This window comes from Rhodobacter aestuarii, assembly GCF_900156655.1.
Lineage (GTDB): Bacteria > Pseudomonadota > Alphaproteobacteria > Rhodobacterales > Rhodobacteraceae > Rhodobacter > Rhodobacter aestuarii.
In genome coordinates, this window is the sequence record NZ_FTOG01000007.1 from 1 (window position 1) to 26,632 (window position 26,632).

At 60.3% G+C, this 26,632-nt stretch carries 26 protein-coding genes; 17 read left to right on the forward strand and 9 right to left on the reverse strand.

What is annotated here, in order from left to right:
- Together BW967_RS10605 and parC are read right to left on the reverse strand one after the other, a co-directional pair.
- Positions 1-95: GTP-binding protein (locus BW967_RS10605; RefSeq protein WP_018590913.1), on the reverse strand; the 95-nt coding region annotated here is incomplete at its 3' end.
- A gap of 331 nt (positions 96-426) precedes the next feature.
- Positions 427-2,685 (reverse strand): DNA topoisomerase IV subunit A, encoded by a 2,259-nt coding sequence (gene parC / locus BW967_RS10610; RefSeq protein WP_076485060.1) that lies wholly within the window; start codon positions 2,683-2,685, stop codon positions 427-429.
- A 170-nt stretch (positions 2,686-2,855) separates the two neighbouring features.
- Here parC and BW967_RS10615 point away from each other — a divergent pair, with 170 nt between their 5' ends.
- From BW967_RS10615 to BW967_RS10630, 4 genes are all read left to right on the forward strand, one after another.
- The gene (locus BW967_RS10615) at positions 2,856-3,353 is read left to right on the forward strand and encodes an SH3 domain-containing protein (RefSeq protein WP_083952146.1); all 498 of its coding nucleotides are present in this window, start codon (positions 2,856-2,858) and stop codon (positions 3,351-3,353) included.
- An 85-nt stretch (positions 3,354-3,438) separates the two neighbouring features.
- Complete coding sequence (locus BW967_RS10620; protein WP_076485062.1) at positions 3,439-4,278, forward strand: SDR family NAD(P)-dependent oxidoreductase; 840 nt, start codon at positions 3,439-3,441, stop codon at positions 4,276-4,278.
- Between the two features lie 165 nt (positions 4,279-4,443).
- Positions 4,444-5,202, forward strand: coding sequence for an electron transfer flavoprotein subunit beta/FixA family protein (locus BW967_RS10625; protein WP_076485063.1), 759 nt, complete (start codon positions 4,444-4,446; stop codon positions 5,200-5,202).
- Positions 5,202-6,128 carry an electron transfer flavoprotein subunit alpha/FixB family protein gene (locus BW967_RS10630; protein ID WP_076485064.1) on the forward strand — a complete coding sequence of 309 codons (927 nt, stop codon included), beginning with the start codon at positions 5,202-5,204 and terminating at the stop codon, positions 6,126-6,128. Before BW967_RS10625 ends, BW967_RS10630 begins: the two co-directional genes overlap by 1 nt.
- Positions 6,129-6,180: 52 nt before the next feature.
- Here the strand turns inward: BW967_RS10630 and BW967_RS10635 are convergent, their stop codons facing one another.
- Complete coding sequence (locus BW967_RS10635; RefSeq protein ID WP_076485065.1) at positions 6,181-7,002, reverse strand: DUF6473 family protein; 822 nt, start codon at positions 7,000-7,002, stop codon at positions 6,181-6,183.
- Between the two features lie 151 nt (positions 7,003-7,153).
- Here BW967_RS10635 and BW967_RS10640 point away from each other — a divergent pair, with 151 nt between their 5' ends.
- Complete coding sequence (locus BW967_RS10640) at positions 7,154-8,029, forward strand: 3-hydroxybutyryl-CoA dehydrogenase (protein ID WP_076485066.1); 876 nt, start codon at positions 7,154-7,156, stop codon at positions 8,027-8,029.
- A gap of 41 nt (positions 8,030-8,070) precedes the next feature.
- Positions 8,071-10,326 carry a ribonuclease R gene (rnr, locus tag BW967_RS10645; RefSeq protein ID WP_076485067.1) on the forward strand — a complete coding sequence of 752 codons (2,256 nt, stop codon included), beginning with the start codon at positions 8,071-8,073 and terminating at the stop codon, positions 10,324-10,326.
- Between the two features lie 46 nt (positions 10,327-10,372).
- On the opposite strand, the gene BW967_RS10650 is transcribed toward rnr, so the two are convergent.
- Positions 10,373-11,971, reverse strand: a complete 1,599-nt coding sequence (locus BW967_RS10650; RefSeq protein ID WP_076485068.1) for a phosphoenolpyruvate carboxykinase — start codon at positions 11,969-11,971, stop codon at positions 10,373-10,375.
- A gap of 338 nt (positions 11,972-12,309) precedes the next feature.
- Here BW967_RS10650 and BW967_RS10655 point away from each other — a divergent pair, with 338 nt between their 5' ends.
- Genes BW967_RS10655 through BW967_RS10685 form a run of 7 tightly spaced genes read left to right on the forward strand, consistent with a single transcriptional unit; the run spans position 12,310 to position 17,643 of the window.
- Positions 12,310-13,011: a response regulator transcription factor gene (locus BW967_RS10655; RefSeq protein ID WP_076485069.1), complete on the forward strand. Its 702-nt coding sequence runs from the start codon at positions 12,310-12,312 to the stop codon at positions 13,009-13,011.
- A complete protein-coding gene (locus BW967_RS10660) occupies positions 13,008-14,750 on the forward strand; it encodes a stimulus-sensing domain-containing protein (protein ID WP_083952148.1) in 1,743 nt (580 codons plus the stop codon). The genes BW967_RS10655 and BW967_RS10660 overlap by 4 nt, the downstream gene beginning before the upstream one ends.
- 3 nt (positions 14,751-14,753) lie before the next feature.
- A complete protein-coding gene (locus BW967_RS10665; RefSeq protein ID WP_076485283.1) occupies positions 14,754-15,182 on the forward strand; it encodes an HPr kinase/phosphorylase in 429 nt (142 codons plus the stop codon).
- Positions 15,179-16,093: an RNase adapter RapZ gene (gene rapZ / locus BW967_RS10670; protein ID WP_245826521.1), complete on the forward strand. Its 915-nt coding sequence runs from the start codon at positions 15,179-15,181 to the stop codon at positions 16,091-16,093. Before BW967_RS10665 ends, rapZ begins: the two co-directional genes overlap by 4 nt.
- Positions 16,090-16,491 (forward strand): PTS sugar transporter subunit IIA, encoded by a 402-nt coding sequence (locus BW967_RS10675; RefSeq protein WP_076485071.1) that lies wholly within the window; start codon positions 16,090-16,092, stop codon positions 16,489-16,491. The genes rapZ and BW967_RS10675 overlap by 4 nt, the downstream gene beginning before the upstream one ends.
- Positions 16,488-16,760, forward strand: a complete 273-nt coding sequence (locus BW967_RS10680) for an HPr family phosphocarrier protein (RefSeq protein WP_076485072.1) — start codon at positions 16,488-16,490, stop codon at positions 16,758-16,760. The genes BW967_RS10675 and BW967_RS10680 overlap by 4 nt, the downstream gene beginning before the upstream one ends.
- A 22-nt stretch (positions 16,761-16,782) precedes the next feature.
- Complete coding sequence (locus BW967_RS10685; RefSeq protein ID WP_076485073.1) at positions 16,783-17,643, forward strand: lysophospholipid acyltransferase family protein; 861 nt, start codon at positions 16,783-16,785, stop codon at positions 17,641-17,643.
- Here the strand turns inward: BW967_RS10685 and BW967_RS10690 are convergent.
- Both BW967_RS10690 and dapE read right to left on the reverse strand, forming a co-directional pair.
- The gene (locus tag BW967_RS10690) at positions 17,640-18,056 is read right to left on the reverse strand and encodes a GNAT family N-acetyltransferase (protein ID WP_076485074.1); all 417 of its coding nucleotides are present in this window, start codon (positions 18,054-18,056) and stop codon (positions 17,640-17,642) included. The genes BW967_RS10685 and BW967_RS10690 overlap by 4 nt on opposite strands.
- Positions 18,053-19,192, reverse strand: a complete 1,140-nt coding sequence (gene dapE, locus BW967_RS10695) for a succinyl-diaminopimelate desuccinylase (protein ID WP_076485284.1) — start codon at positions 19,190-19,192, stop codon at positions 18,053-18,055. The genes BW967_RS10690 and dapE overlap by 4 nt, the downstream gene beginning before the upstream one ends.
- A gap of 272 nt (positions 19,193-19,464) precedes the next feature.
- On the opposite strand from dapE, the gene BW967_RS10700 reads away from it, so the two are divergent.
- The 4 genes from BW967_RS10700 (at position 19,465) to BW967_RS10715 (ending at position 24,504) form a co-directional block, all read left to right on the forward strand.
- Positions 19,465-21,027 (forward strand): Hint domain-containing protein, encoded by a 1,563-nt coding sequence (locus tag BW967_RS10700; RefSeq protein WP_076485075.1) that lies wholly within the window; start codon positions 19,465-19,467, stop codon positions 21,025-21,027.
- 2 nt (positions 21,028-21,029) lie between these two features.
- Positions 21,030-22,127: a Hint domain-containing protein gene (locus BW967_RS10705; RefSeq protein ID WP_076485076.1), complete on the forward strand. Its 1,098-nt coding sequence runs from the start codon at positions 21,030-21,032 to the stop codon at positions 22,125-22,127.
- Positions 22,128-22,261: 134 nt separating this feature from the next.
- The gene (locus BW967_RS10710; protein ID WP_076485077.1) at positions 22,262-23,905 is read left to right on the forward strand and encodes an acyl-CoA dehydrogenase family protein; all 1,644 of its coding nucleotides are present in this window, start codon (positions 22,262-22,264) and stop codon (positions 23,903-23,905) included.
- Between the two features lie 95 nt (positions 23,906-24,000).
- Positions 24,001-24,504 carry a GNAT family N-acetyltransferase gene (locus BW967_RS10715; protein WP_076485078.1) on the forward strand — a complete coding sequence of 168 codons (504 nt, stop codon included), beginning with the start codon at positions 24,001-24,003 and terminating at the stop codon, positions 24,502-24,504.
- Here the strand turns inward: BW967_RS10715 and recO are convergent.
- From recO to era, 3 genes are all read right to left on the reverse strand, one after another.
- Positions 24,495-25,217, reverse strand: a complete 723-nt coding sequence (gene recO / locus BW967_RS10720; protein WP_076485079.1) for a DNA repair protein RecO — start codon at positions 25,215-25,217, stop codon at positions 24,495-24,497. The genes BW967_RS10715 and recO overlap by 10 nt on opposite strands.
- 75 nt (positions 25,218-25,292) lie before the next feature.
- Positions 25,293-25,628: a DUF1491 family protein gene (locus tag BW967_RS10725; protein WP_076485080.1), complete on the reverse strand. Its 336-nt coding sequence runs from the start codon at positions 25,626-25,628 to the stop codon at positions 25,293-25,295.
- Between the two features lie 2 nt (positions 25,629-25,630).
- A complete protein-coding gene (gene era, locus BW967_RS10730) occupies positions 25,631-26,542 on the reverse strand; it encodes a GTPase Era (protein ID WP_076485081.1) in 912 nt (303 codons plus the stop codon).
- Positions 26,543-26,632 lie beyond the last annotated feature (90 nt).

Below are 26,632 nucleotides of genomic sequence, written 5' to 3' on the forward strand. Positions count from 1 at the left end.
ATCGCAGCCGTCAGCGTCGTCTTGCCGTGGTCAACGTGACCGATCGTGCCGATGTTGACGTGCGGTTTGTTCCGTTCAAACTTTGCCTTTGCCATTTCCGGGCGCCTCTGGTTCGGGGGCCGGCGTCGGCCCAATGTGACATGGCGCGTTCCCTATTGCTGAAACGCAGAAAAATCAAGCCCGGTTCGTGGGTTCATGCTGCGACGAAAGGCGAAAAATTCCCTTTGGAATACGGGCGCAGAGCCATTTTGCACGAGAGCGTTTCCGACATCAAAGGCGCGCCGATATTTGTGACAGAAACGTCGCAAAGAACGGGGCTCTGTTTTTCGCGACGAAAAGGGATTCTCACACGCGGAGTAGCCCCACCCAAGGCGCAGCTTTGGATGGGGTGGGATGCCGTGGGAGGGCGCGTGAGCGCCCGTCCCCTCAAGTGAAGCGGTTGTCGCGCGGGAAGCCGCGCGGGGCCATCCGGCCCGCACTCGCACGTTTGGCTTGCCATTCAGCAAGGTCCGGTTCGGTCCGGGTGCGGCCTGCCGGATCTTTCCAGCTCAGCCCCTCGGCCAATGCGAAGGTGATCGCATCGCTCAGGCCACCGTCTTTGTATTTTTGCAATCGCACGCCTTTGCCGCGCGCCATTTCGGGCAGTTCGGAAAGCGCGAAGACCAGCATTTTGCGGTTTTGCCCGACGCAGGCGACCGTATCGCCCGAGACAAGGCGGCACACCTGCGTGCGTGCGCCTTCGGCCATGTTGAGCACCTGCTTGCCGGTTCTGGTGGAGGCGATCATCTCTTCGCCCGGCACCACGAAGCCATCACCGTCGGAGGAGGCGAGCAGGTATTTCTGCCCCGCTTTGGGCAACAGCACATGGGTGATTTCCACCTCATTGGGCAAATCCAGCATCAACCGCACTGGTTCGCCCATACCGCGCCCACCGGGCAAGTTGGCGCCCAAAAGCGTCCACGCGCGCCCGTTCGAACCCATCAGAACAATCCGATCCGTGGTCTCGGCATGCAGCGCAAAGGCCAGCCCGTCGCCGTCTTTGAACTTCACCTCGGCGTCGAGCGGTTGGTGGCCTTTCATCGCCCGAACCCACCCCATTTTGGAGAGGATCACGGTGATGGGCTCGCGCTCGATCATCGCTTCAATCGGCACCTCGGCCACTTCGCCCGCTTCGGCAAAATCGGTCCGACGGGCACCGGCTTTGGTTCCTTTGCCATAGGCTTTGCGGACCTCGTTCAGCTCAGACGAAATCTTTTTCCATTGCGCTTTTTCGGAGGCCAGAAGCGCCTCGAGCCCCTCTTGCTCTTTCAGGAGCGCATCGCGCTCGGCGCGCAATTCCAGTTCTTCGAGCTTGCGCAGGCTGCGCAGGCGCATGTTCAAGATAGCTTCGGCCTGCACCTCGGTCAGATGCACGGGCGGGCCTGCATCTTTCGCCCAATTTTCGGCGATCAAGCTGGCTTTCGGGTCATCTTCGGTGCGGATGATCTCAATCACCCGATCAAGGTTCAGGAAGGCGATGATATAGCCTTCGAGCACCTCAAGCCGATTGGCGATCTTTTCGAGCCGGTGGCGCGAGCGGCGGCACAGCACATCGCGGCGGTGATCAAGGAAGGCGCGCAGCACTTCTTTGAGGCTGCACACTTTCGGCACACGCCCGTCGATCAGCACGTTCATGTTGAGCGAGAAGCGAATCTCCAGTTCCGAGTTGCGGAACAGCATCCCCATCAACTGGCTGGCTTCCACGGTGCGGGCGCGGGGCTCCAGCACAATCCGAACATCCTCGGCGCTTTCATCGCGCACATCGGCAAGGGCGGGGACCTTTTTCGTCTCGATCAACTCGGCCAGCCGTTCAATCAGCTTGGCCTTTTGCACCTGATAAGGGATTTCGGTGACAACGATCTGCCATTGGCCGCGGCCAAGGTCTTCGACCTCCCAACGGGCGCGCAGCCGGAACGCGCCGCGCCCCGTGCGATAGGCTTCAAGGATATTCGCCTTGGGTTCCACGATCACGCCACCGGTCGGGAAGTCGGGCCCGGGGATCAGGTCTACCAGCGCTTCATCGGTGGTGTCCGGGTCGCGGATCATTGCCAAGCACCCCTCGACCAATTCATCGAGGTTGTGTGGCGGAATGTTGGTGGCCATGCCGACCGCGATGCCCGAGGCGCCATTGGCGAGCAGGTTCGGGAAGGCGGCGGGCAGCACGACGGGTTCGGTCAGCGTGCCGTCATAGTTGGGGCGGAAATCGACCGCGTCTTCGGCCAAGCCCTCAAGCAAAGACTCGGCTGGCGGGGCCATCCGCGCCTCGGTATACCGGCTGGCCGCCGGGCCATCGCCGTCAATATTGCCGTAGTTGCCTTGGCCATCGACGAGCGGATAGCGCATCGCAAAATCTTGTGCGAGCCGCGCCATGGCGTCGTAAATCGCGGCGTCGCCGTGGGGGTGATAGTTCCCCATCACATCGCCCGAAATCTTCGCCGATTTCCGGAAGCCGCCATTGGAGGCGAGCCGCAATTCCCGCATCGCAAACAGAATGCGCCGATGCACGGGCTTAAGCCCGTCGCGCGCATCGGGCAGCGCGCGGTGCATAATGGTGGACAGCGCATAGGTCAGATAGCGCTCGCCAATGGCGCGCACCAGCGGCTCTGCATGGGTCGAATGGGGCGGAATATCGTCGTCGCTGCTCATGAGAGCCGTGTAATTCGGGACCGCGCGCCGGTCCAGCACGAAAAGTCGCAGCTATCGAATGTGCGCAAAGGCAACAAAATGGTTAACGCGGCGGTTGACTCGGCTGGGTGCGACATGTTGGACAGAGTATGGTAATCTTTATGTGAGTGGGTCCCTTGGGGGAGGGTATCATGATCCGAATGTCTTTTTTTACGCTCGTTCTTCTTTATTTCGTCTTGGTTTTGCTGGGGCGACCAGACGAGGCCGCGAAATTGGCTGCGGCGCAACCTGATGCTGCACAGGCGAGGCCGAGCCTTTTGGCCAGAGCCGATACTGCGATCTTGACCGATGATTTGCTAATGCAAGCCGTCGTGCGCGAAACGCCCGAGCCGCGTGTTGTGCCTGCGCGCTTGGTGCCGATGCCGGGCCCCGCCTTGCGGCCTGCGCCCGAATACCGTGTCAAAGATGACGTTGTTACCCCGGCGAGCCCGCGCATTTATGCCGTGCAAGCCAGCCGCGCTAATGTGCGGGGCGGGCAGGGCACATCGCATCCGGTGGTGGGAAGCCTAAGCCGTAACGAAGAGGTTTTGGTGGTCGCTGATCCGGGCAATGGCTGGGTGCATGTGCGCGTTGAGGGCGATGGCATCGACGGCTGGATGGCGAAACGACTGCTTCGGCCAGCGTCTTAAGGCGCGCGCTGGCGCGCCAAGGCTGTTGCCCGAAGACGGGCCTTCGCCTATCCCGTGGGGGTGGCTAAATCCGTAGGGGCGCAGCATGGCAAAGACGATCCTGATCACCGGCTGTTCGTCGGGCATTGGTTATGATGCAGCGCATGGGCTGCACAAAGCGGGTTGGAAGGTTTTCGCCACTTGTCGGCGTGAGGAAGATTGCGAACGGCTGCGCGGCGAGGGGCTGACCTCGTTCCAGTTGGATATGGCCGACCCGAGTTCAATTGAGGCAGGCTTTAACGAGGCTTTGGCGCGCGGGCGCGGGCGGTTGGATGCGGTTTACAACAACGCCGCTTTTGCCTGCCCCGGCGCGGTCGAAGACCTGCCCGCCGATGCGCTGCGCGAAGTTTTTGAGACCAACCTTTTTGGCCTGCATGATTTGACAACACGCGCCATCAAGGTGATGCGCGCGCAGGGTGAAAATGGCGAAGGGCGAATTGTTCAATGTTCTTCTGTTCTTGGGTTGATCGGCATTCGCTGGCGCGGGGCCTATGTTGCCAGTAAGTTTGCGCTGGAGGGGCTCACGGATGTGTTGCGCCGCGAAATGCGCGACACGGGCATCCACATCATCTCGCTCAACCCCGGCCCGATCCCGACCAAGATTCGGGTCAATTCGATTCCGCATTTTGAGCGCTGGGTGGATTGGAAAGCCTCGGCCCGCCGAGAGCAATATGAAACCTCGCTGCTCAAGCGCCTCTACAACCCGCCAAACAAGCCCGACACCTTTGAGTTGCCCTGTTCTGCGGTGACCGAAAAGCTGATCCGCGCGCTGACGGATGAGCGGCCGAAATCGCATTATTACGTCACCAACGCGACCTATCTCGCGGCGGTGGCGCGGCGCATTCTCCCCCTGCGGGCCCAAGACTGGCTGTTTGCGAAAGCCTGAGGCATCGGTGTGCTTTTAGCGCAAACAGTTTCCGCGACGTGACGTAGCGACACAGCAGGGGGTCGTTTTTCATCTGTCTTTCGCTGCGGTCGCATTGTAACAAAATTGCCGAAACGGGAATCCGCCCCGCCCGGGGTGGCGAAATAAACTAGGGAGACACCGCAGATGAAGGTCCTCGTGCCTGTGAAGCGCGTGATCGACTATAACGTGAAAGTCCGTGTGAAAGCGGATGGCAGCGGGGTCGATCTGGCGAATGTGAAAATGTCGATGAACCCCTTCGACGAAATCGCCGTCGAAGAGGCGATCCGTCTGAAAGAAAAGGGCGCGGTCTCTGAGATCGTCGTGGTTTCTGTCGGCGTGAAACAGGCGCAAGAAACGCTGCGCACGGCGCTGGCGATGGGCGCGGATCGCGCGATCCTCGTGGTTGCCGCCGATGACGTGCATACCGATATCGAGCCGCTCGCGGTGGCCAAAATCCTCGCGAAAGTTGCTGAAGAAGAGCAACCCGGCATGATCATCGCGGGCAAACAAGCGATCGACAATGACATGAACGCCACGGGCCAAATGCTCTCGGCGCTTCTGGGCTGGAGCCAAGCGACCTTTGCCTCTGACGTCACCGTCGAAGGGGAATCGCTGAAAGTCACCCGTGAGGTGGACGGCGGTCTGCAAACGATCTCGGTCAAGCTGCCGGCCGTTGTGACGGCGGACCTGCGGTTGAACGAGCCGCGCTATGCTTCGCTGCCCAACATCATGAAAGCGAAGAAAAAACAGCTCGACGAGAAAACCGCGGCCGATTACGGCGTTGATGTGACGCCGCGCCTGACCGTTGTGAAAACCTCGGAGCCGGCTGGCCGCGCTGCCGGGATCACCGTGGGCTCGGTCGATGAACTCGTCGGCAAACTCAAAGATGCGGGGGTGCTCTGATGGCCGTTCTCCTGATTGCTGAACTGCATGGTGCTGCGCTTGCCACCGATGCGACCGCTAAAGCGCTGACCGCTGCCAAGCAAATGGGTCCGGTGACGGTGCTTGTGGCCGGTGCGGGCATTGCCGATGCGGCGGCTGCTGCGGCCGCGCTGGATGGCGTCGAAAAAGTGCTGACCGCAGACGATGCCGCCTATGCGCATGGTCTGGCTGAGCCGCTCGCCGATTTGGTTGTTTCGCTCGCCTCGGGCTACACCCATATCGTGGCGCCCTCGACCGCCTCGGCCAAAAACGCCCTGCCGCGCATCGCTGCGATGCTCGACGTGATGGTCCTTTCGGACATCACCGGTGTTGTCGATGCGGACACGTTTGAGCGCCCGATCTATGCCGGCAACGCGATCCAAACCGTGAAATCGGCGGATTCGGTGAAAATCGCCACTGTTCGAACCGCATCGTTCGAAGCGACCGGTGCTGGCGGTTCGGCTGCGGTGGAAGCCGTGGCGGCGGCGGGCGACAAGGGCCTGTCGAGCTGGATCGAAGACAAAGTGGCCGAATCTGATCGTCCCGAGCTGACCTCGGCGAAGATCGTTGTCTCGGGCGGCCGTGGCGTTGGCTCGGAAGAAGATTTCGCGCTGATCGAAAAGCTGGCCGACAAACTTGGCGCTGCCGTGGGGGCCTCGCGTGCCGCTGTCGATTCGGGCTTTGCGCCGAACGATTGGCAAGTGGGTCAAACCGGCAAAGTCGTTGCGCCGGACCTTTATGTGGCCGTTGGCATCTCGGGGGCGATTCAGCACCTTGCCGGGATGAAAGATTCCAAGGTCATCGTTGCGATCAACAAAGACGAAGAAGCGCCGATCTTCCAAGTTGCCGATTATGGCCTTGTGGCTGACCTGTTCGCCGCCGTTCCGGAACTGACCGAGAAGCTCTAATCGCCTTTCTCGAATGGAAAAGCCCCGCCGATTTGGCGGGGCTTTTTGTTTTTCAGATGTATTTGCGGACTTCTGGCGCCAATGCTTCGGCAATTTCCTGATGCACGATCGGGCCGGGCATCGTGTTCGCCGCGGGTTCTTCAAGCGGCGCGAAATGCATGCCCACCGTTCCGGTGGAGCGCGCCATGGTTGAAGGGTTCACCTTCACGAGCCCATCGGCGAGCGGCGCAATTTCTGCCACCATGTCTTTGCTCACCAAAAGCGGTTCCGGCCCAAGCGGGTCGCTTTCAAGCGGGGCATGGTAGTCTGCCACCCACAAAAGCAGCTTCGGCCCGGTCACTTTCTCCAAAAGCCCGCGCATCCGCGCGATCCAAGCGGTGCGCAATTCGGTCACCAACGTGTCAAACCGATCCGGCGCGAATTCCTGCAAAGAGGTCAGCATGTGCCGGGTGAAGTTGAACTCGGTGAAATCGACATCGTCAAAAACCGCGCGCATCAGGTTGGACGCCCGCAAGAACCGATCATTGCGGCGCGGGTGCACAGCGTAGAAGCGGTTCGACATATTCGGCGCGCCCAGAAGCTGAATGATCGTCAGATTCGAGGATTTCGCAATTTCAGGAATTTGCGGCTCGCTGTAAAATACATCAATCCCGGCATTAAGATAGCCGAAGTTCACCACCGGAAATTCCAACCGGTCTTCCAAAAGCGCCGGCCACGGATCGGCAATGAACTTGCCATAGGTCTCGGTGCCGCCCAATGCCCCCACGAAAGGTTTTGTCAGATCGCGGCGCGGCCCCCGGAACAACAGTTTAGATTTGCCATAACGGCATGGAAAATAGTCAAGGGCACCACTGCCCGCATATTCGAAGGCCATTCATCCCACCTCAGATTTTCGACTCACCCACAGGCAGGGTGGCCCGAAAGCCTTGCGAAAGAGCTAAAGGGAAAATTGACACTATTAGAATAGGACTTGCCGCAGTGCAGCATCGGGCTTAGGGTTTTTCCAATCCGAAGGAGGAGCAATCATGACGATTGAAACCGTTGGCGTTGTCGGCGCCGGGCAGATGGGCAACGGTATCGCCCATGTTTTCGCGCTTTCGGGCTATGGCGTTATCCTCAGCGATGTGGCCCCGGCAAGCCTTGAAAAGGCGATGGCCACGGTCCGCAAAAACCTTGACCGTCAGGTGAGCCGCGAGAAAATCACTGCCGAGGCGCGGGATGAAGCGCTGGCGCGCATTCGCACCACGCTCGACATCAGCGAGCTTGGCCAGACCGATCTGGTGATTGAAGCCGCGACCGAACGCGAATCGGTCAAACAGGGCATCTTTGACAGCTTGCTGCCGCATCTGAAGCCCGAAACCATTTTGGCGACCAACACGTCCTCGATCTCGATCACCCGGCTCGCCTCGCGCACCGACCGGCCGGAAAAGTTCATTGGCGTGCACTTCATGAACCCGGTGCCGGTGATGCAACTGGTCGAATTGATCCGGGGCATTGCTACCGATGAGGCGACCTTCAAGACGCTCTTGGGGGTGATCGAAACCTTGGGCAAAACCTCGGCCTCGGCCGAAGATTTCCCGGCGTTTATCGTGAACCGGGTGCTGGTGCCGATGATCAACGAGGCGGTCTACACGCTTTACGAAGGCGTGGGGAACGTGAAATCCATCGATATGGCGCTGAAACTTGGGGCCAACCACCCGATGGGCCCGCTGGAACTGGCCGATTTCATCGGGCTTGATACCTGCTTGGCCATTATGAACGTGCTGCATGACGGGCTGGCCGATACGAAATATCGCCCCTGTCCGCTGCTTACCAAATATGTCGAAGCGGGCTGGCTTGGCCGCAAGACCGGGCGCGGTTTCTACGATTATCGTGGCGAAACCCCGGTGCCGACGCGCTGATCGTGACTTAACGGCCCTGCTTGCGCGTGCTAGGCAGGGCCATGACACACAACCCCATCCCCACCAAAGAACAGATCCTCGCTTGGCTCGCTGATAACCCCGATCACGGGGCAAAGCGCGATTTGGCCAAAGCCTTTGGCCTCAAGGGCACCGCGAAGATCGAGTTGAAACGGCTTTTGAAAGAGTTGGCGGCGGAGGGAAAGATCCAGCGCCGCAAACGCCATTACCATGATAGCGACAGCCTGCCGCCGGTGACGGTGCTTGAAGTGCTCCCCCCCGATGCGGCTGGCGATCTTTGGGCGCGGCCGATGGAATGGGGCGGCGCGGGCGAGCCGCCGCGCATCTTGATGCATTTGCGCCGCGATGACCCTGCAATTGGGGCTGGCGACCGGGTTTTGGGGCGCATCGCCAAAGGGGCCGAGGGCTATGAGGCGCGCATCATCCGCAAAATCGGCGTGGCGAGCCACCGCGTTGTCGGCATTTTCCGCAAAGGGGCCGAGGGCGGGCGGATCACGCCGATCGACAAGGGCGATATGAAGGAATGGATCGTCCCGGCTGGCGCTGCGGGCGAGGCCAAAGACGGTGAACTGGTCGAGGCAGAGCAAACCGGGCCGAAGGGTCGGATGGGCCTGCCGCGGGCGCGGATCATTGAACGGCTGGGCGACCCAAGCGCCCCGCGCGCGGTCTCGCTGATTGCCATTCACCAGCACGGCATCCCCGATGATTTCCCCGATGATGTGGTGGCCGAGGCCGATGCGGCAACGCCCGCCGAACTGGGCAAACGCGAAGATCTGACCGATTTGCCGTTCGTTACCATCGACCCGGCGGATGCGCGCGACCGCGATGACGCGTGCCTTGTGTTGCCCGATGAAGATCCGGCGAATGAAGACGGTTATATCCTTTGGGTGGCGATTGCGGATGTGGCGCATTACGTCCGCCCCGGCTCGGCGCTGGATCGCGAGGCGCGCAACCGGGGCAACTCGACCTATTTCCCCGACCGGGTTGTGCCGATGCTGCCCGATCGCCTTTCGGGCGATCTGTGCTCGCTTCATGAAAACGTGCCGCGCGCGGTGCTGGCGGTGCAGATGAAGATTGGGTCTGATGGCCGCAAAATCTCGCATCGCTTCACGCGGGGTATGATCCGTTCGATTGCCTCGCTGGAATATGCGCAGGTGCAAAATGCCCGTGAAGGCCGCCCTGATGAGAAAACCGCACCCTTGGTGGACGATATCATCGCGCCGATTTATGCTTGCTACGGCGCGCTCAAACGTGCGCGCGCGATCCGCCAGCCGTTGGAGTTGGACCTGCCCGAGCGGCAGATTGTGATTGATGCGGCGGGCAAGGTCGCTTCGATCAAGTTCAAGGAACGGCTCGACGCGCACCGCTTGATTGAAGAGTTCATGGTGCTCGCCAATGTCGCCGCCGCTGAGGAACTGGAGCGCCTGCGCAAGCCGCTTTTGTATCGTGTCCATGAAGAGCCGCCAGCGGATAAGATTGAGGCCTTGCGCGAAGTGGCGCAGGCTTCGGGCTTCAACTTGGCCAAGGGGCAGGTGCTCAAAACCGCGCATCTCAACCGGCTTTTGGAGGCGGCAGAGGGCAGCGAGTTCGATGAGTTGATCAATATCTCGACCTTGCGCTCGATGACCCAAGCCTATTACGCGCCGCAGAATCTGGGGCACTTTGGCTTGGCGCTGCGGTCTTACGCGCATTTCACCTCGCCCATTCGGCGCTATTCCGACCTGATCGTGCATCGCGCGCTGATTGCCGGGCATGGCTGGGGCAAGGACGGGTTGAGCCAAGCGGATATCGAAACGCTCGACGAAACCGGGCAGCATATCTCCGATACCGAGCGTCGCTCGATGACCGCAGAACGCGACACGACCGACCGGTATTTGGCCGCCTATCTCAGTGACCGGGTCGGCAGTGAATTGACCGGGCGGATTTCCGGTGTGCAGAAATTCGGTGCCTTCGTGAAGCTCGATGACACCGGGGCCGATGGGCTGATCCCGATCCGCTCGGTCGGGCGCGAGTTCTTCCATTATGACCGCGAGGCGCAGCAGCTTGTGGGGGCTGATACCGGCACGGTGATTGGCATTGGGCAGCGCGTCGTGGTGCGGCTTGCCGAGGCGATCCCGGTCACTGGCGGGCTTGAGCTTGAACTGTTGGAGTTGGACGGGGCCAGCTTGCCCGGTGGTGGCAAAGGCGGGCGCAGGCCATTTAAGCACGGGCGCAAACAAGGCGCGCTCAAAGCCAAGAAACGCGCTGTCGCTCGCAAGGTGAAGCGCACGCGCAAATAGCAAAAGGGCCGGGAAATCCCGGCCCTTCGCTTATCTGATCTTGGCCTTAGCCGATCGCGACGGCTTTCACTTCGTCATCGACGTAAGGCACATATTGGGCGAAGTTCTCAGAGAACATTTCGACCAGTTTTTGCGCTTGGGCGTCGTAAGCCGCGCCATCGGTCCAAGTCGCGCGCGGGTCAAGCAGCGTGGTGTCAACGTCATGCACCGCCACCGGCACGTCAAAGCCGAAGTTCGGATCTTTGCGGAATTCGGCATTGTTGAGCGAGCCATCCAGCGCGCCGGTCAAAAGCGCACGGGTCGCTTTGATCGGCATCCGTTTGCCCACGCCGAAAGCGCCGCCGGTCCAACCGGTGTTCACCAGCCAGCACGACGCACCGGTTTTCGCGATCCGCTCGGCGAGCAGTTTGCCGTAAACCTCGGGGCGGCGCGGCATGAAGGGCGCGCCGAAGCAGGTCGAAAACGTCGGGATCGGCTCAGTCACGCCCACTTCGGTGCCCGGGGTCTTCGAGGTGAAGCCCGAGAGGAAGTGATACATCGCTTGCGCCGGGGTCAGCCGCGCGATCGGCGGCAGAACGCCATAGGCGTCGCAGGTGAGCATGATCACGTTTTTCGGCTGGCCACCCAAGGCGGTGTCCGAGGCATTGTTGATGTAGTGCAGCGGATAGGCGCAGCGCATGTTTTCGGTCAACGAGCTGTCGGTGAAGTCAAGCTCCAGCGTTTCCTCGTCATAGACCATGTTTTCGACCACGGTGCCGAACATCGAGCAGGTGTTGTAGATATCCGGCTCGGCTTCTTTCGACAGGTTGATCGTCTTCGCGTAGCAGCCACCTTCAAAGTTGAAGATGCCGTTGTCCGACCAGCCATGTTCGTCATCACCGATCAGCACGCGCGACGGGTCAGCCGACAGCGTGGTTTTACCGGTGCCCGACAGGCCAAAGAACACCGCCGAGTCATCGGGGTTGCCGATGGCGTGGTTGGCCGAGCAGTGCATCGCCATAATGCCTTCGCCGGGCAGGATGTAGTTGAGCAGCGTGAACACGCCTTTTTTGTTTTCACCGGCGTAAGCAGTGTTCGCGATCAAAATGGTTTTCTTCGCGAAGTTCAGCGCGATCACCGTTTCGGTGCGGCAGCCATGGCGCTCCGGGTCGGCTTTGAAGCTCGGGCAGTTCACGATCGTCCAATCGGGGGCGAAGGTGTCGAGCTCTTCGCGCTCGGGGCGGCGCAGCATGGTGCGCATGAAGAGGCTGTGCCAAGCGAGCTCGGTCACCATCCGCACGTAAAGGCGGTGTTCCGGGTCGGCGCCACCATAAAGGTCTTCAACGAAGTAATCTTTGCCCTTCATGTGCTCGAGCATGTCGGCGTGCAGCACGTCGAACTTGTCGGCTTCCATGGGCTTGTTGTTTTCCCACCAGATCGTGTCTTCAACATCGGGGGTACGCACAACATGTTTGTCTTTGGGCGAGCGGCCCGTATGTGCACCCGTGGAGCAATAGAAAGCGCCGCCTTTGCCAAGCTTGCCTTCACCGCGCTTGATTGCCTCCTCGATCAGCGCGGGCTCCAGCAGGTTGTAATAGACATTGCCGAGACCAGTAATGCCCTGATCTTCCAGGCGTTTGGCTGGGTTCACGCGTCCGATGGTCATTTTTCGCTCCCGTTGCCGCAATACGCTGCGGCGCAGTGATTCCTCCCGGCATCCGTTACGTAGGGATGCCGATCCGCGCAAGAATATTGCGGACACATGCGCTATAGCATGCTGCCTTTGCAAAAGAACAGAAGCCTTTGTCACAGCTAGCGCAAACACCCAAGATTTAGCGCAACCAATGTCATGAGGTGAGACATATTAGTCAAACCTTCGCTTTTTTAACCTCAACTGATTCCGTCACGGGCTCCGATTCGCACATCGGAGTTGATTCCGTTGCATGGAAAAGAGACAATGACGATCAAAGATAAAACTAAAACGACGTCATGAGGGTGCAGCACATGTCGAGGATCGCACTGGTCGATGATGACCGGAACATTCTAACTTCCGTTTCAATGACTTTGGAAGCGGAAGGTTACGAGGTCGAGACCTATAATGACGGGCAGGCCGCGCTTGACGCTTTTAACAAGCGTCTGCCCGATATGGCTGTGCTGGATATCAAGATGCCCCGGATGGATGGGATGGAGCTGCTGCAAAGGCTGCGCCAGAAGACCTCAATGCCGGTGATTTTCCTCACCTCTAAAGATGACGAGATTGACGAAGTGCTCGGCCTGCGCATGGGCGCTGACGACTATGTCAAGAAGCCCTTCAGCCAGCGGCTCTTGGTGGAGCGCATTCGCGCGCTTTTGCGGCGCCAAGAAGCGATTTCCACCGGCGAAGTGCCGACCACCGAGGAAACCAAGGTGATCGTGCGCGGGTCTTTGACGATGGACCCGCTGCGCCATTCGGTGACGTGGAAAGGCAAAGAAGTCACGTTGACGGTGACCGAATTCCTTTTGCTGCAAGCTCTGGCACAGCGTCCGGGCTTTGTGAAAAGCCGCGATCAGCTGATGGATGTGGCCTATGACGATCAGGTCTATGTCGATGACCGCACGATTGATAGCCACATCAAACGCCTGCGCAAAAAGATGCGTGCCGCCGATGATGATTTCACCGCTATCGAAACGCTTTACGGTATCGGCTATCGTTACAACGAAGAATGACACTGGCCGAGCGCATAGGGTTTGGACGGTCGGAGATGCGACGCCCTGCGAAATCCGAAACGGATGTGGTCCTTGGTGAGGATTGGGTCGGCCCGACAAGCGCGGTCGATGCAGATCTGGCCAAGGGGCGCAAGCGGCGTAGTTTCATCTCGCTGAACCATTCGCCGCTGGCGCGGAAGATCATTACCTTCAACCTGCTCGCCATGGTGGTGATGGTGGCGGGGGTGCTTTACCTCAACCCGTTCCGTGACAGCCTCGTGTTCCAGCGCGAAAGCGCGATCGTGAGCGAGGCGGAACTGGTTGCCGATGTATTCGAGGCGCATATGCCCACCGCCGCGCCCGTCAACCTTGCTGCGGGCGATGGGATTGACGTGATTGAAGCGATGCGCGGGATTGAGTTGCCGCCCGGCGCAACGATCTATGTGTTCGATGCCGCTGGGAACTTGATCGCGGATTCCTCGGTCGTGGGCACGGATGACCGGGAACCTGTCGCGGGGCTCGGCATCGACACCCGCTCCACCATGCTGACGGATCTGTTGAACCGAGGCTGGGATTGGGTGGCCTCTTTTGTGCGCCGCGACCATGAGGCGACGCAGCCGGTCAATACCCGCGAAATCGCCGAACAATTGGCGCCCCAAGTGCGCGCCGATCAAACAGTGATTTCGACAAGCCGCGATCCGTCGGGCGCGACGATCTTTTCTGTCGCGACTGGGCTTTATCAAAATGAGCGGCTCGTGGGCACGATGGCAATGACCTCTGCCGCAGGCGAGATTGACCAATTGGTGAGGGTCGAACGCGAGCAAGTGCTGCAGATGTTCGTGATTGCGATCATCGTTTCGATTGGGCTCTCGCTTGTTCTGGCCTCGACGATTGCCAATCCGCTTTCGGATTTGGCCGCCGCCGCCGAGATCGGGAGGGATAAAAACTCCCGCAAGGTTTCGCCGGGTCGGGTGCGCATTCCCGATCTGACGGCGCGGCCGGATGAGATTGGTCGTCTCTCTGGGGCGCTGCGCGGTATGGTGGCAGCGCTTTACGACCGGATCGACGCGAATGAACAATTCGCCGCCGACGTGGCCCATGAGATCAAGAACCCGCTGGCCAGCCTGCGCTCTGCCGTGGCCTCGCTTTACGTTGTGAAGCGCGAAGACCAGCGTGTCCGGCTTTTGGAAGTGATCGACCACGATGTGAAGCGGCTCGACCGGCTGGTGAGCGATATTTCCAACGCCTCGCGGCTCGATAGTGAGTTGGTGAAGGAAGAAGAAGAACGCTTCGATCTGATGAAGATGGTGATGAACCTTGGCGAATATTTGGGTGGCCAAGCGGCTGACAACGGCGTCGAATTTATCACCGATCTGCCGAAAGAGCCGATCTTTATCACCGGGCTAGAGGCGCGCTTGGCGCAGGTCTTTGTGAACCTGATCACCAATGCGATCAGCTTCTGCGAAGACGGCGATGCGGTCCGCGTTTGGGCGCGCAAGCGCGAAAATCGGGTGCTTGTTGTGGTGGAGGACACCGGGCCGGGCATTCCCGAAGAAGCGCTGACCAAGGTCTTCAAGCGGTTCTATTCGCAAAGGCCCGAGGGCCAGTTTGGAGACCATTCGGGCCTTGGGCTCGCGATCTCCAAGCAGATCGTCGAGGCACATGGCGGCGTGATCTGGGCCGAAAACATCCGTCCGACCGATGCCGATATCACCTCTGAGCCGCTGGGCGCCCGTTTCGTGGTCGGCCTCCCGGTCTAAGCGATGCGCGGCGCGGCGGATAGGGTTCATGCCACCGTCGTTGCGCGTCATCCGGATGCGGGCGTTTTGATCCTTGGGCCGTCTGGGACCGGCAAATCGAGTCTTGCGCTACGCTTGATGGCCTTCGGGGCACATCTGGTGGCCGATGATCGGGTCATCTTGAGTGCCGAAGGCGGTGCGCTTTTTGCACGCTGTCCCAATACCCTTTCAGGGCTGATCGAGGCGCGTGGCGCGGGCATCTTGCGGGCAGATGCATTGCCTGTTGCCAAAATCACGCTGGCTGTCGATCTGGGGCAGGAGGAAACGGAGCGCCTTCCCCCTTCACGTGAGATTGCCTTTTGTGGTGTCACCCTGCCCCTTGTGCTGCGCTTGCAACATGGTCATCTTGAGGCGGTCATCTGGCAATGGCTGAAGGCCGGGAGAGAGATGTGACGCAAAGCGCGGGAACCGGGGCGCCGACACGGCTGGTGATTGTCACCGGCCCTTCGGGCGCAGGCCGCACAACCGCGATCGCTGCCATGGAAGATATGGGCTATGAAGCGATCAACAACCTCCCGCTCAGCCTTGTGTCGCGATTGATTGATGGTCCCCTGCCGCGCCCGATGGCGCTGGGCATCGATGTGGGGAACCGCGATTTCTCGGCCGCTGCGCTGATTGAATTGATCGACCGTCTGACCCGTGCGCCGCAGTTGCGGCTCGAAGTGCTTTACTTGGATGCCTCTGCCGAGGCGCTGATCCGCCGCTATTCGGAGACGCGGCGCCGCCATCCGCTTTCACCCGAAGCGCAGCCGGTGGCCGGGATCGAGCAAGAGCTTGATCTGCTGGAACCCATTCGGATGCGGGCGGATGTGTTGGTCGATACCTCGGCGCTTAGCCCGCATGAATTGCGCGCCGAAGTGGCGCGCTGGTTTGATATGGGCGAGATCGCGCGCCTTGCGATTTCGGTGCAGAGTTTCAGCTACAAACGCGGCACGCCGCGCGGGCTCGATATGATGTTCGACTGCCGCTTCCTGAACAATCCGCATTGGGTGCCCGATCTGCGCCCGCTCACCGGGCTTGATGCGCCTGTTGCCGCGCATGTGATGGGCGATCCGCGCTATGAAGAGTTCTTTTCGCGCGTGCGCGACCTACTCTTATTTCAACTTCCAGCGCATCTGGAGGAGGGCAAGGCTCATCTTGCGGTTGGGTTCGGTTGTACCGGTGGGCAACACCGTTCCGTTGTTATGACCGAAGCTGTCTGCAAGGCCCTTGCACAGGCTGGCTGGCAAGTGTCTAAACGGCACAGGGAATTGGAGCGGCGGGCACAAACGCAGCCTGCACAGAAAGGGGCAAAAGGCGCGTGATCGGGATCGTGATCGTGGCACATGGTGGGCTGGCGCGAGAATATCTTGCGGCGGTGGAACATGTTGTGGGCCCGCAAGAGGGTATCCGCGCGATCACCATTGAAGACGATCACGACCGCAGCGCCAAGCAAGCCGAAATTCGCGCCGCCGCTGACGCGGTGGATGCGGGGCAAGGTGTGGTGGTGGTCACCGATATGTTTGGTGGCTCGCCCTCGAACCTGAGCCTGATGGCCTGTGAGGCGGGGGGGCGCGAAATCATCTATGGCGCGAACCTACCGCTTCTGATCAAATTGGCGAAATCGCGCAGTCTTGGCGTGCATGCGGCGGTGGAAGCCTCGCTGGATGCGGGGCGCAAATATATCAATTGCTATTCGACGGGCGGAGTCGCGGGGAAGTGAGCGTCTCGAAGGTTTTGAAGATCGTCAATGAAAAGGGCCTGCATGCGCGGGCTTCGGCGCGTTTTGTGGAAGTGGTCGAAGATCATGATGCCCGCGCCGAGGTGGAAAAAGACGGCATGAAAGTCTCTGGCGATTCGATCATGGGGTTGTTGATGCTGGCCGCGTCGCGTGGCACCTCGATTGAGGTCACCACCTTTGGGGCGCAGGCCGAAGAACTGTCCGATGCGCTGGAGGCCTTGGTGGCCGACCGCTTCGGCGAAGAAATGTAAGCCGCAAGGCAAGAGGTTCAGTGTGAACGCAGATGGGCGCGTCAGCGCAGAGCAGATAGAACAGAAACCCTATGACAAGGGGCGTCTGTCCTATGCTGGCACCTTCACCAACCCGTGGAAAGCGGGCACGATCCGCGCGATTGAATGGGCCACTGCAAAGCTGAAATTGCTTAGCCTGATCCGCAAGTTTGAGCGTCGTGGCGCGCCCTTTGGGCAGCCGTTTTGGCCGCAAGCGCTTGAGATCATGGGGATCAATGTCACAACGCCGCCCGAGCAGATTGCCCGCATCCCGAAAGAGGGCCCGCTTGTGGTGGTGGCGAACCACCCGCATGGCTTGGTGGATGGGATGGTGCTGGCCTATCTGATTGGCCAAGTGCGCACGGATTATAAAATTCTGACCCGGTCGCTTTTGACGGGCATTCCGGAAATTGCTGAATTCATGCTGCCGGTGCCCTTCCCGCATGAGCCAAATGCGCAAGAAGAAAGCCTGAAAATGCGGGCGGAATGCATGTCTACGCTGAAGGCGGGGGGCGTGATTGTGCTCTTTCCTGCGGGGGCAGTGGCGCATTCGAAGACCTATTTCGGCCCGGCGATTGAGGGTGAATGGAACCCATTCACCGCGAAAATGCTGGCGCGTTCGGGCGCATCGGTCTTGCCGATCCATTTCCCGGGCAAGAACTCGCGGCTTTATCAAATTGCCAACAAGCTGAGCCCGACTTTGCGGCAAGGCTTGTTGCTTTATGAAATCCGTCGCGCGCTCAACAAGCCGCAGCATCCGGTGATTGGTCATGCCAAATCGGCCGAAGATATCGCCGCCGCGCTGAAGAACCCGCGTCAGTTCTTGGCCGATCTGCGCGCAGAAACGCTGGCCTTGCGCAACTAAGCCAGCACTCGCTCCATGTCGCGGTGCGGGATGCCCGCATCGTCATAAACCGGGCCAAAGGCGACAAAGCCCAGCTTTTCATAAAAGCCCATCGCTTGCACCTGCGCGCCGAGTTGCACGCGGGTGCAGCCTGCCGCGCGCAACCGCTCACAACCCTCTAAGATCAGAAGCTTACCAAGCCCCGTGCCGCGCGCGGGCATGGCCACGCAAACGCGCCCGATCTTGCCCAGATCGCCCTTCACAAACAGCCGTGCGGTGCCCATCGGCGCATCGCCTTCGAGCGCCAGAAGGTGGATCGCCTCGCCATCAAGGTCATCCCATTCCTCGGCCTCGGCAATGCCCTGTTCTTCAATGAACACCTGACGGCGCAGCGCATGGGGGGCCGTCAAATCGCTTGTTTCGATGATCTTCATGCGAAGTAATCGCGCAAAATGCGGGTGTAGATGCTTTTCAGCGCGGTGATTTGCTCAACCTCAATGCGTTCGTCCACTTGGTGCATGGTTTTGCCCACAAGGCCAAATTCCAGCACCGGGCAATGGTCTTTGACAAAGCGCGCATCGGAGGTGCCGCCCGAGGTGGAAAGCTCCGGCGTCACGCCTGTTTCCGCCTCAACCGCACGCGCGACCAGTGCCACAAATTCGCCCGGCGGGGTCAGAAAGCTTTCGCCAGAAACCTCGGTGCGTAGGGCGAATTTCACCCCGCTTGTGGCCTCGATCCCTTCCACCAGTCCGTCGGCCCACGCGCTGATCGTGGCGGAGGAATGCGCATCGTTGAAGCGGATGTTCACCGTGGCCCGCGCTTTTGCCGGGATCACGTTATTGGCCGGGTTGCCGCAATCAATCGTGGTGATCTGCAGGGTTGAGGGTTCAAAATGCTCGGTCCCCTCATCAAGCGGTTTGGCGGTCATCTGCCCAAGCAGATCCACCAGCCCATGCAGCGGGTTTTTGGCGCGATGCGGATAGGCGGAATGGCCCTGCACCCCCTCGGCTTCAATGTAAAAGGTCATCGAACCGCGGCGGCCAATTTTCATCATCTGGCCCAAGATTTCGGGGCAGGTGGGTTCGCCCACGAGGCAGACTGACATCGCCTCGCCCTCAGCGACCATCCAATCCAAAAGCGCGCGCGTGCCATCGTGGCCCGGCCCTTCTTCATCGCCAGTGATCGCCAGCACAATCGCGCCCTCGGGCGGCGTTTCGCGGACAAAATCCACGGCTGCGGCGGCAAAAGCGCCAACGCCCGATTTCATATCGGTTGCGCCGCGCCCCCAAAGCACGCCATCGACAATGTCCCCGCTAAAGGGATCATGCGTCCACGCCGCCGCATCGCCCACCGGCACCACATCGGTGTGACCATTGAAGCCAAAGGTCTTGGCGCCCCTTTCGCCCCAGCGGGCAAAGAGGTTTGGCACACCGCCACGATCCACCCGCGTGCAGGCAAACCCGGCTTCGCTCAGCAGCTTTTCCAGTAGCACCAATGCGCCGCCTTCTTCGGGTGTGACAGAGGGGCAGCGGATAAGATCGGCGGTGAGCGCTATCGGATCGGTGGTCATGGCAAGCTCCTGTTTCATGCAAGCCTTAGCCGGGCTGCGGGCAAGGCGCAACGCGCGCGCGATGTTGCTTTGGCGCAACCTCCGAGAATGGCCGGAAATTTCTGTTTTGAATCAGTCCAAAACTATCCTAACGTATAAGCAATAAACGACCCGAGGCAGGGCAACACGAGCAGGGCAAAAGCCCCCAATGAAAAGGCCGAATGGCCACGGACGGACCGGCAAATTGCCGGAGCGGAGCATTTGTTGCTCTGCCCTCTAGGAGAGGGCAGGACATGGCAACCGGGCGCGAGCTTGGATACAATACCTCTGCGTCGGCAACGCAGATGGCGCAAACGATTTTTGGCGATGGGGTGAGCGTGGTTTCGGCCAGCTACACCGGCGCATCCTCATCCGCAGCGGTTTACTATTACGGTGATTCCCGCGCGCCAGAGACGACACCAAGCGATACGGGCGTGATCCTATCGACCGGGAACGTGTCGGATTTTACTCAGCGCAATGGCGATCCGAACCGCTATTCCAACACCTCCACCAACACTTGGGGGCAGGATAATAACTCCGGTTTCAACGCTTTGGCGGGCACGCGCACCTATGATGCGGCCTATCTAGATGTGACATTCGTCCCCGACAGCGATGTGATGACGATCAGCTTCACCTTCGCCTCGGAAGAATATCCCGAATACGTCAATTCGATCTATAACGACGTGGTCGGGCTTTGGGTGAATGGCAGCTCGGTTGATGTGGAGCTGAACGCCTCGGTCAACGGGGTGAACGGCACCAATAACGAGAACCTCTACATTTCCAACACCGGGGATGACTACAACACCGAGATGGACGGGTTCACCGTCACCATGTCTGTGACGTTCAAAGTTATCCCGGGGCAGGTGAACAGCCTGCGCATCGGTATCGCGGATGTGAGCGACTCGAGCTATGACTCGAACCTCCTGATCGCGGCGAATTCTGTGCAGACGGTGCTGATCGCTGCCGATGATGAGATCACGCTTGGCGAGAATGGCAGCCGCACGCTGGATGTTTTGAGCAATGACATCAATGGCACCAGCGGGACGCTCACGATCACCCATATCAATGGGGTGGCGGTCAGTGCGGGCGATACGGTTCAGCTTGCGTCGGGCGAAACCGTCACGCTGAACGCCGATGGCTCGCTACAGGTCACCAGCGACGTGGGCGAAGAAAGCGTCAACTTCACCTATGAGATCGCCTCAACCTCGGGTCACACCGATGTGGGTATGGTTTCCGTCAATGTGGTGCCTTGTTTCGTCGCAGGGACATTAATCGCGACGCCCAATGGGCTGCGCGCGGTCGAGGCTTTGATGCCGGGCGACCTTGTGGAAACGCAAGATGCCGGGCCGCAGCCTTTGTGCTGGGTGGGGCGCACGCGGGTTGCCGCTGCGGGGGCCTTTGCCCCGATCCGCTTTGCCAAGGGTGCCTATGGCGCGGCGCGTGATGTTCTTTTCTCGCCGCAGCATCGGGTGTTGGTGCGCGATCCAGTGGCCGAGTTGATGTTTGGCGAGTCCGAGGTTTTGGTCGCGGCCAAGGATTTGGTCGATGGCCGGCAAGTCACGGTGCGCGAGGGCGGTTTTGTGGAGTATGTCCATATCCTGTTCGACCGCCATCACATCGTCTTCTCGGAAGGTCTGGCGACCGAGAGCTTTCTGCCTGGCCCTCAAGTCATGGGCGGGATGGAGAGTGAGGCGCAACAAGAGATCCAAACTCTGTTCCCCGACCTCGACCCGGCTACGGGGGAAGGCTATGGCCCAGCGGCGCGGCGTATGCTGCGCAGTTATGAGGCACAGGTGCTGCAGCGGATGGTCGCCTGAGCATGGCGCAGCGGGACGTGGGCTGGTTTGCGGCGCATTTGCCAAGTCGCGGCGCGGTGAGTTTCGCCGAACCGGGCCTTGGTGCGCAGCTTTCGCGCGGCAGCCTGATGTTGGAATTCACCCTGATGCAGGGGGAGGTGGGGCCTTTAGGGCTTGTGCACCTTGGTTCGCGCGAAGGCTGGCTGCGGTTTTTCTCGCTCGCGCTTGATGGGGAGGGGCATCTAAGCCTTGTGCAGCGTCAAGGCGACGCGGTGCATGCGCTTTCGCTTGATGTCTCAAGCGCCTGTCAAGCGGGTGGGCGCATGCGGGTGACGTGGAGTTGGGACTGTGAGAAGGGCCTCAGTCGTCTCAGCTTAGAGGCGGTGGATGGTGGCAGCCTGCGCCAAAAGCTTGGGCATGATCCACTGGCAATGCCGCGCGCGGATTTGGCGGCTTTAGCGGCAGCGCAAGACGGCACGCAACTTGGGCCGCGGGTCGAGTGGTTGGCGCTCGGCGATCATGTTCAGCCCGTCGGGCCCGGGGCTTGTTTTGCACCTGCAACACCGATTGCGACGCCGAAAGGCGAACGCCCCGCCGCCAGTTTGAAAGCGGGAGATTGGGTCGAGACCGCGGATGCTGGGCCGCAGAAGGTTTTGTGGTCTGGGCGCGTTTCCTTGCCTGCGCTTGGCGCCTTACGTCCGGTGCGGCTTTGTGCGCCGTTCTTTGGAGCCACGCGGGATTTGTGGTTATGGCCGCGCCATCGTGTGGCCTTGGGAGGCGCGGCGGTGGATTACCTTTTTGGCGAGGATGAGGTTTTGATCGGCGCGCAGCATTTGGTGGATGGCGTTAGCGCGCAGCAACCTGACCGACCTTGTGTTTTGAATTGGCACGGAATTTTGCTTGAGGGGCACCATCTTTTGAGTGCCGATGGCTGCTTGATCGAAAGCCTGAGCCTTGGGCGGCTTGCACGCACGCCCGCACTGGCGCGCACCACCGCCTTGGCCGATTTGGGCTCGGAGTTGCCGTTGCATGGGGCTGCCGCGCGGCGGGTTTTGCGCACTTACGAAGCCCAAGCTTTGGCGGCAGAGCGTCGCCGCCGCGATGGCCCGGTTGCCGCCTGAGCAAAATCGGACGCGACACATTCGGTCTTTGATCAAGCTTCGCGCGAATTTTTATTGCGCTGCACCTGCAAAATGCCTAAGCACTCGGGAACCGCAAAACAACCGCGCCGAATCCCGGCGCAGATGGGGCTGACATGACCGAGACGATCCTTCTTGCCGACCTGCTTGCGCTGACTGAGGCGACGCTTCCCGAGATTGCGAAACTGACCGCCGAGGCGACTGCGGGCCTGAAGGCTAAAGTCAGCCGGGGCGACAAAATTTCCAATGCCGCGCTGGAAGAGGACCAATTTACGGCCCATGCTTTGGCGTGGCTTGCCACCTATAACCAGTCGCTGATCCAACTGCGCGGCTGGGCGGGCCGTGTCGCCGAGGCGGGCCAGTTTGGTGAGATGGAGCAGCTTTTGCTGCAAATCGGCTTTGGCGAATACCTCAACCAGATCGCCGGTGGCATCCCGATGAGCCAAGGCGAAACCGCGCGCCTGACCGACCTTGGCGTTGCGTGGGAGCCGTCGGAGGCCGCGCGCAGGCTGATGGCCGAAGGCAATACCAATGCCGCGCGCATGGCGCTGGTGGCACGGATGCAAGACAACCAAGGCCGCGCGCTCTTTGGCACCTCTGGCTTGGATGAAGAGTTGGAAATGATCCGCGATCAGTTCCACCGTTATGCCGAGGAACGCGTGATCCCGAATGCGCATGAATGGCACCTCAAGGACGAACTGATCCCGATGGAGATCATCGAGGAACTGGCCGAACTGGGCGTCTTTGGCCTCACCATCCCGGAGGAATACGGCGGGTTGGGCCTGTCCAAAGCCTCGATGGTCGTGGTGACCGAGGAGCTTTCGCGCGGTTACATTGGCGTCGGTTCGCTTGGCACGCGGTCCGAGATTGCCGCGGAACTGATCATCTGCGGCGGTACCGAAGAACAAAAGCAAAAATGGCTGCCGGGGCTGGCCTCGGGCGAGATCCTTTCGACCGCTGTTTTCACCGAACCGAACACCGGCTCGGACCTTGGGAGCCTGCGCACCCGTGCGGTAAAGGATGGCGATGACTGGGTGGTGACGGGCAACAAAACTTGGATCACTCACGCCCAACGCACCCATGTGATGACGCTTCTGGCCCGCACCGAGCCTGACACCACCGATTGGCGCGGCCTGTCGATGTTCTTGGCAGAAAAGACCCCGGGCACCGATGACAACCCCTTCCCGACGCCGGGCATGACCGGCGGCGAGATCGAGGTTTTGGGCTATCGCGGCATGAAGGAATATGAGCTGGGCTTTGATGGCTTCCGCGTGAAGGGCGAAAACCTTCTGGGCGGCGAGACCGGCAAAGGCTTCAAACAGCTTATGGAAACCTTTGAATCGGCGCGCATCCAAACCGCTGCCCGCGCCGTGGGTGTGGCGCAGGCGGCCTGCGAGATTGGCATGCAATATGCGATCGACCGCAAGCAATTTGGTAAATCGCTGATCGAGTTTCCGCGCGTCGGCGGCAAGCTCGCGATGATGGCCGTTGAAATCATGATCGCGCGGCAGCTGACCTATTTCTCGGCTTGGGAGAAAGACCACGGCCATCGCTGCGACGTTGAGGCGGGTATGGCGAAACTGCTTGGCGCCCGCGTGGCTTGGGCCTGTTCGGACAATGCTTTGCAAATCCACGGCGGCAACGGCTTTGCGCTTGAATACACGATCTCGCGTATCCTGTGTGACGCCCGCATCTTGAACATCTTCGAGGGTGCGGCGGAAATTCAGGCGCAAGTGATTGCGCGTCGCCTGCTGGGTTGAGCCGTTTCAAATTGCATCAAGCGGGGCCATTCTTGGCCCCGTTTTTTATTGCGCCTCCAAAGGTTTCGCGCAATCTGGCGGGAAAGGAGACCGCCATGATCCGTGATGCCCGCCCTGAGGATGCTGAAGCGATTTGCACGATCTATAATGACGCCGTGCAAAACTCGACTGCGATCTGGAACGAGATTTTGGTGGATGCCGAAAACCGCCGTGCGTGGATTGCTGAGCGCCAAGCAGCAGGCTTTCCGGTGCTGGTCTGGGACGAGGACGGACAGGCCTTGGGCTATGCCAGCTTTGGCCCGTTTCGCCCGCATGATGGTTATCGGTTGACGGTCGAGCATTCGGTCTATGTCCACCCCGATCATCGCTCCGGCGGCAAGGGCGCGCAGTTGATGGAAGCGCTGATTGCCCGCGCGCGGGCGGAGGGCTTTCATGTTATGGTGGCGGCGATTGATGCGGCGAACATAGGCTCAATCCGCCTGCACGCGCGGCTCGGCTTTGCTGATGTGGGGGTGATGCGCCAAGTGGGCAAAAAGTTCGGGCGTTGGCTTGATTTGGCGCTGATGCAATTGCTGCTAGATGATCGGCCTCAGCCCTGACGGGCAATGGCGTCGATCAACCGCCGCCGCGCCTCTGGCAATTGTTTGCGGGCGTGGTCTTCTGCAAAGCGGGTCAGGAAATGGCCAGTGAGGGAGAGGCCCTCGCCAATCTCCCCCCAAGTGGCCGGGCCTTGGCCCAAAAGGCAAAGCGGCAAAGGCAACAGGCGTGGGGCCCAATCGCCCGCGCCACCGCGGCTCACTGCCCGGCCTGAGCGAGGTGAAACATAGGCCAGATCATCGCGCGTGCCGGTGACCGCGCAGCGGGTGAGGTCGAGTCCGCTGCCAAGCTCTTCAAGCAGTGCCATTTCCCAGTGCAGGTAATCCACCACCCAGCCCTCTGCCGCTTGCCCGATGACGGTGAAAAGCGGCTCGGTTGCTGCGTAAAGACGCGGATGCGGGTCGCGCTCGGCCAGCACAAAGGACAGCATCGCACAAACCGAATTGAGCCCCATCAGCGCGAGCCGATCAGAAAGCGCGCCCGCACGCGAGGCCAACGGCTCAACGGTGAAACTGCCCAAATGATCCTCAAGCCGCGCGCGCCAAGTGAGCGCGACATGGCTGCCCGGCATCAATGTGGCCGCCATCTTGCGCGATGCCCCGCCGCGTACCACGCCAAGGTGGCGGCCATGCATGGCCGTAAACACCTCGACAATCGCCGAGCTTTCGCCATGCAGGCGGGTTGAAAGGATCGTGCCTTGGTCTTGCCAGTCCATCTGTTTCGCCACAGGCGGGGGGCTGTCTGCCCCCCGAACCCCCCGAGGATATTTGGACAAAGTCGAAGGGGAAAGTCAGTCTTTCAGACCGTCTTCTTCCAAAAGCGTGCGGCCATGCCGGGCCTCGAGCTCGATCACCCAAAGATCGGGGTCAAAGCTGCGTTGCTTGCGGATGCTTTCATCCACCTCGCGCTCGGGGCCCTCGGTCAGCACCGCCCAAGCCTCGCTATCGGTCATCAGGTCAAAGCGGCGCGTATAGAGCTTTGCCTGCCCATCCAGCGTGGCGCATTTCACCATCACCGCACCACTATCGGGTTGCCCCTTGGCGGCGATATAGGCGGGGATATTGTTCAGCTCCAACCGTTTGAGATAAGCCCGCACCCAAAGTTCGGCGCGCAAACGGGGCGGCATAGTCAGTTGCCGTCCTTGAAGTCGAGCCCCATTTCTGAATAGCGCTCGGCTTCATCTTGCCAGTTCTCGCGCACCTTCACCTGCAAGAACAGATGCACCGGGCGGCCCATGAAATCGGCCAGATCATGGCGTGCGGCGGTCGAGATGCCCTTGATCGTCTCGCCACCCTTGCCCAGCACAATGCCCTTATGGCCATCGCGGCTGACATAGATCACTTGATCGATCCGGGCGGAGCCATCGGGGCGTTCTTCCCAGTTTTCCGTCTCGACGGTCAACTGATAGGGCAGTTCTTCATGCAGCCGCAGGGTCAGCTTTTCGCGGGTCACTTCGGCGGCGATCATCCGCATCGGCAGGTCGGCGATCTGGTCCTCGGGGTAATACCACGGGCCAACGGGCAATTCACCCGCAAGCCAACTCCGCAGATCATCCACGCCATAGCCCTTTTCGGCCGAGATCATAAAGGTCCGCACAAAGGGGAATTCGGCATTGGCTTTCTCGGCCAATTCCAAAAGCCGCTCGGCTTTCACCTTGTCGATCTTGTTGATGGCAAGCGCGACGGGTTGCGTGCCTTCGCGCGATTTTAGCGCCTCAAGAATGGCCATCACCCCATCGGTCAGGCCGCGATGCGCCTCGATCAAAAGCACCACAATATCGGCATCGGCGGCACCGCCCCAAGCGGCGGTGACCATCGCCCGGTCAAGGCGGCGGCGCGGGCGGAAGATGCCGGGGGTATCGACAAAGACGATTTGGCTTTGGCCCGCCATGCAAACCCCGCGAATACGGGCGCGTGTGGTTTGCACCTTATGGGTGACGATCGAGACCTTCGCGCCGACCATCTGGTTGAGCAGGGTAGACTTGCCGGCATTGGGTTCGCCGATCAGGGCAACAAAGCCCGCGCGGGTGGTTTCGGTCATCTGGACTCCTGAAGTTTGCTGCGGGATAGTCCATTCCTTCCCGCAAGGCTAGCACGAACCTGCGGGATTGCTATCCAGATCATTGTGGAG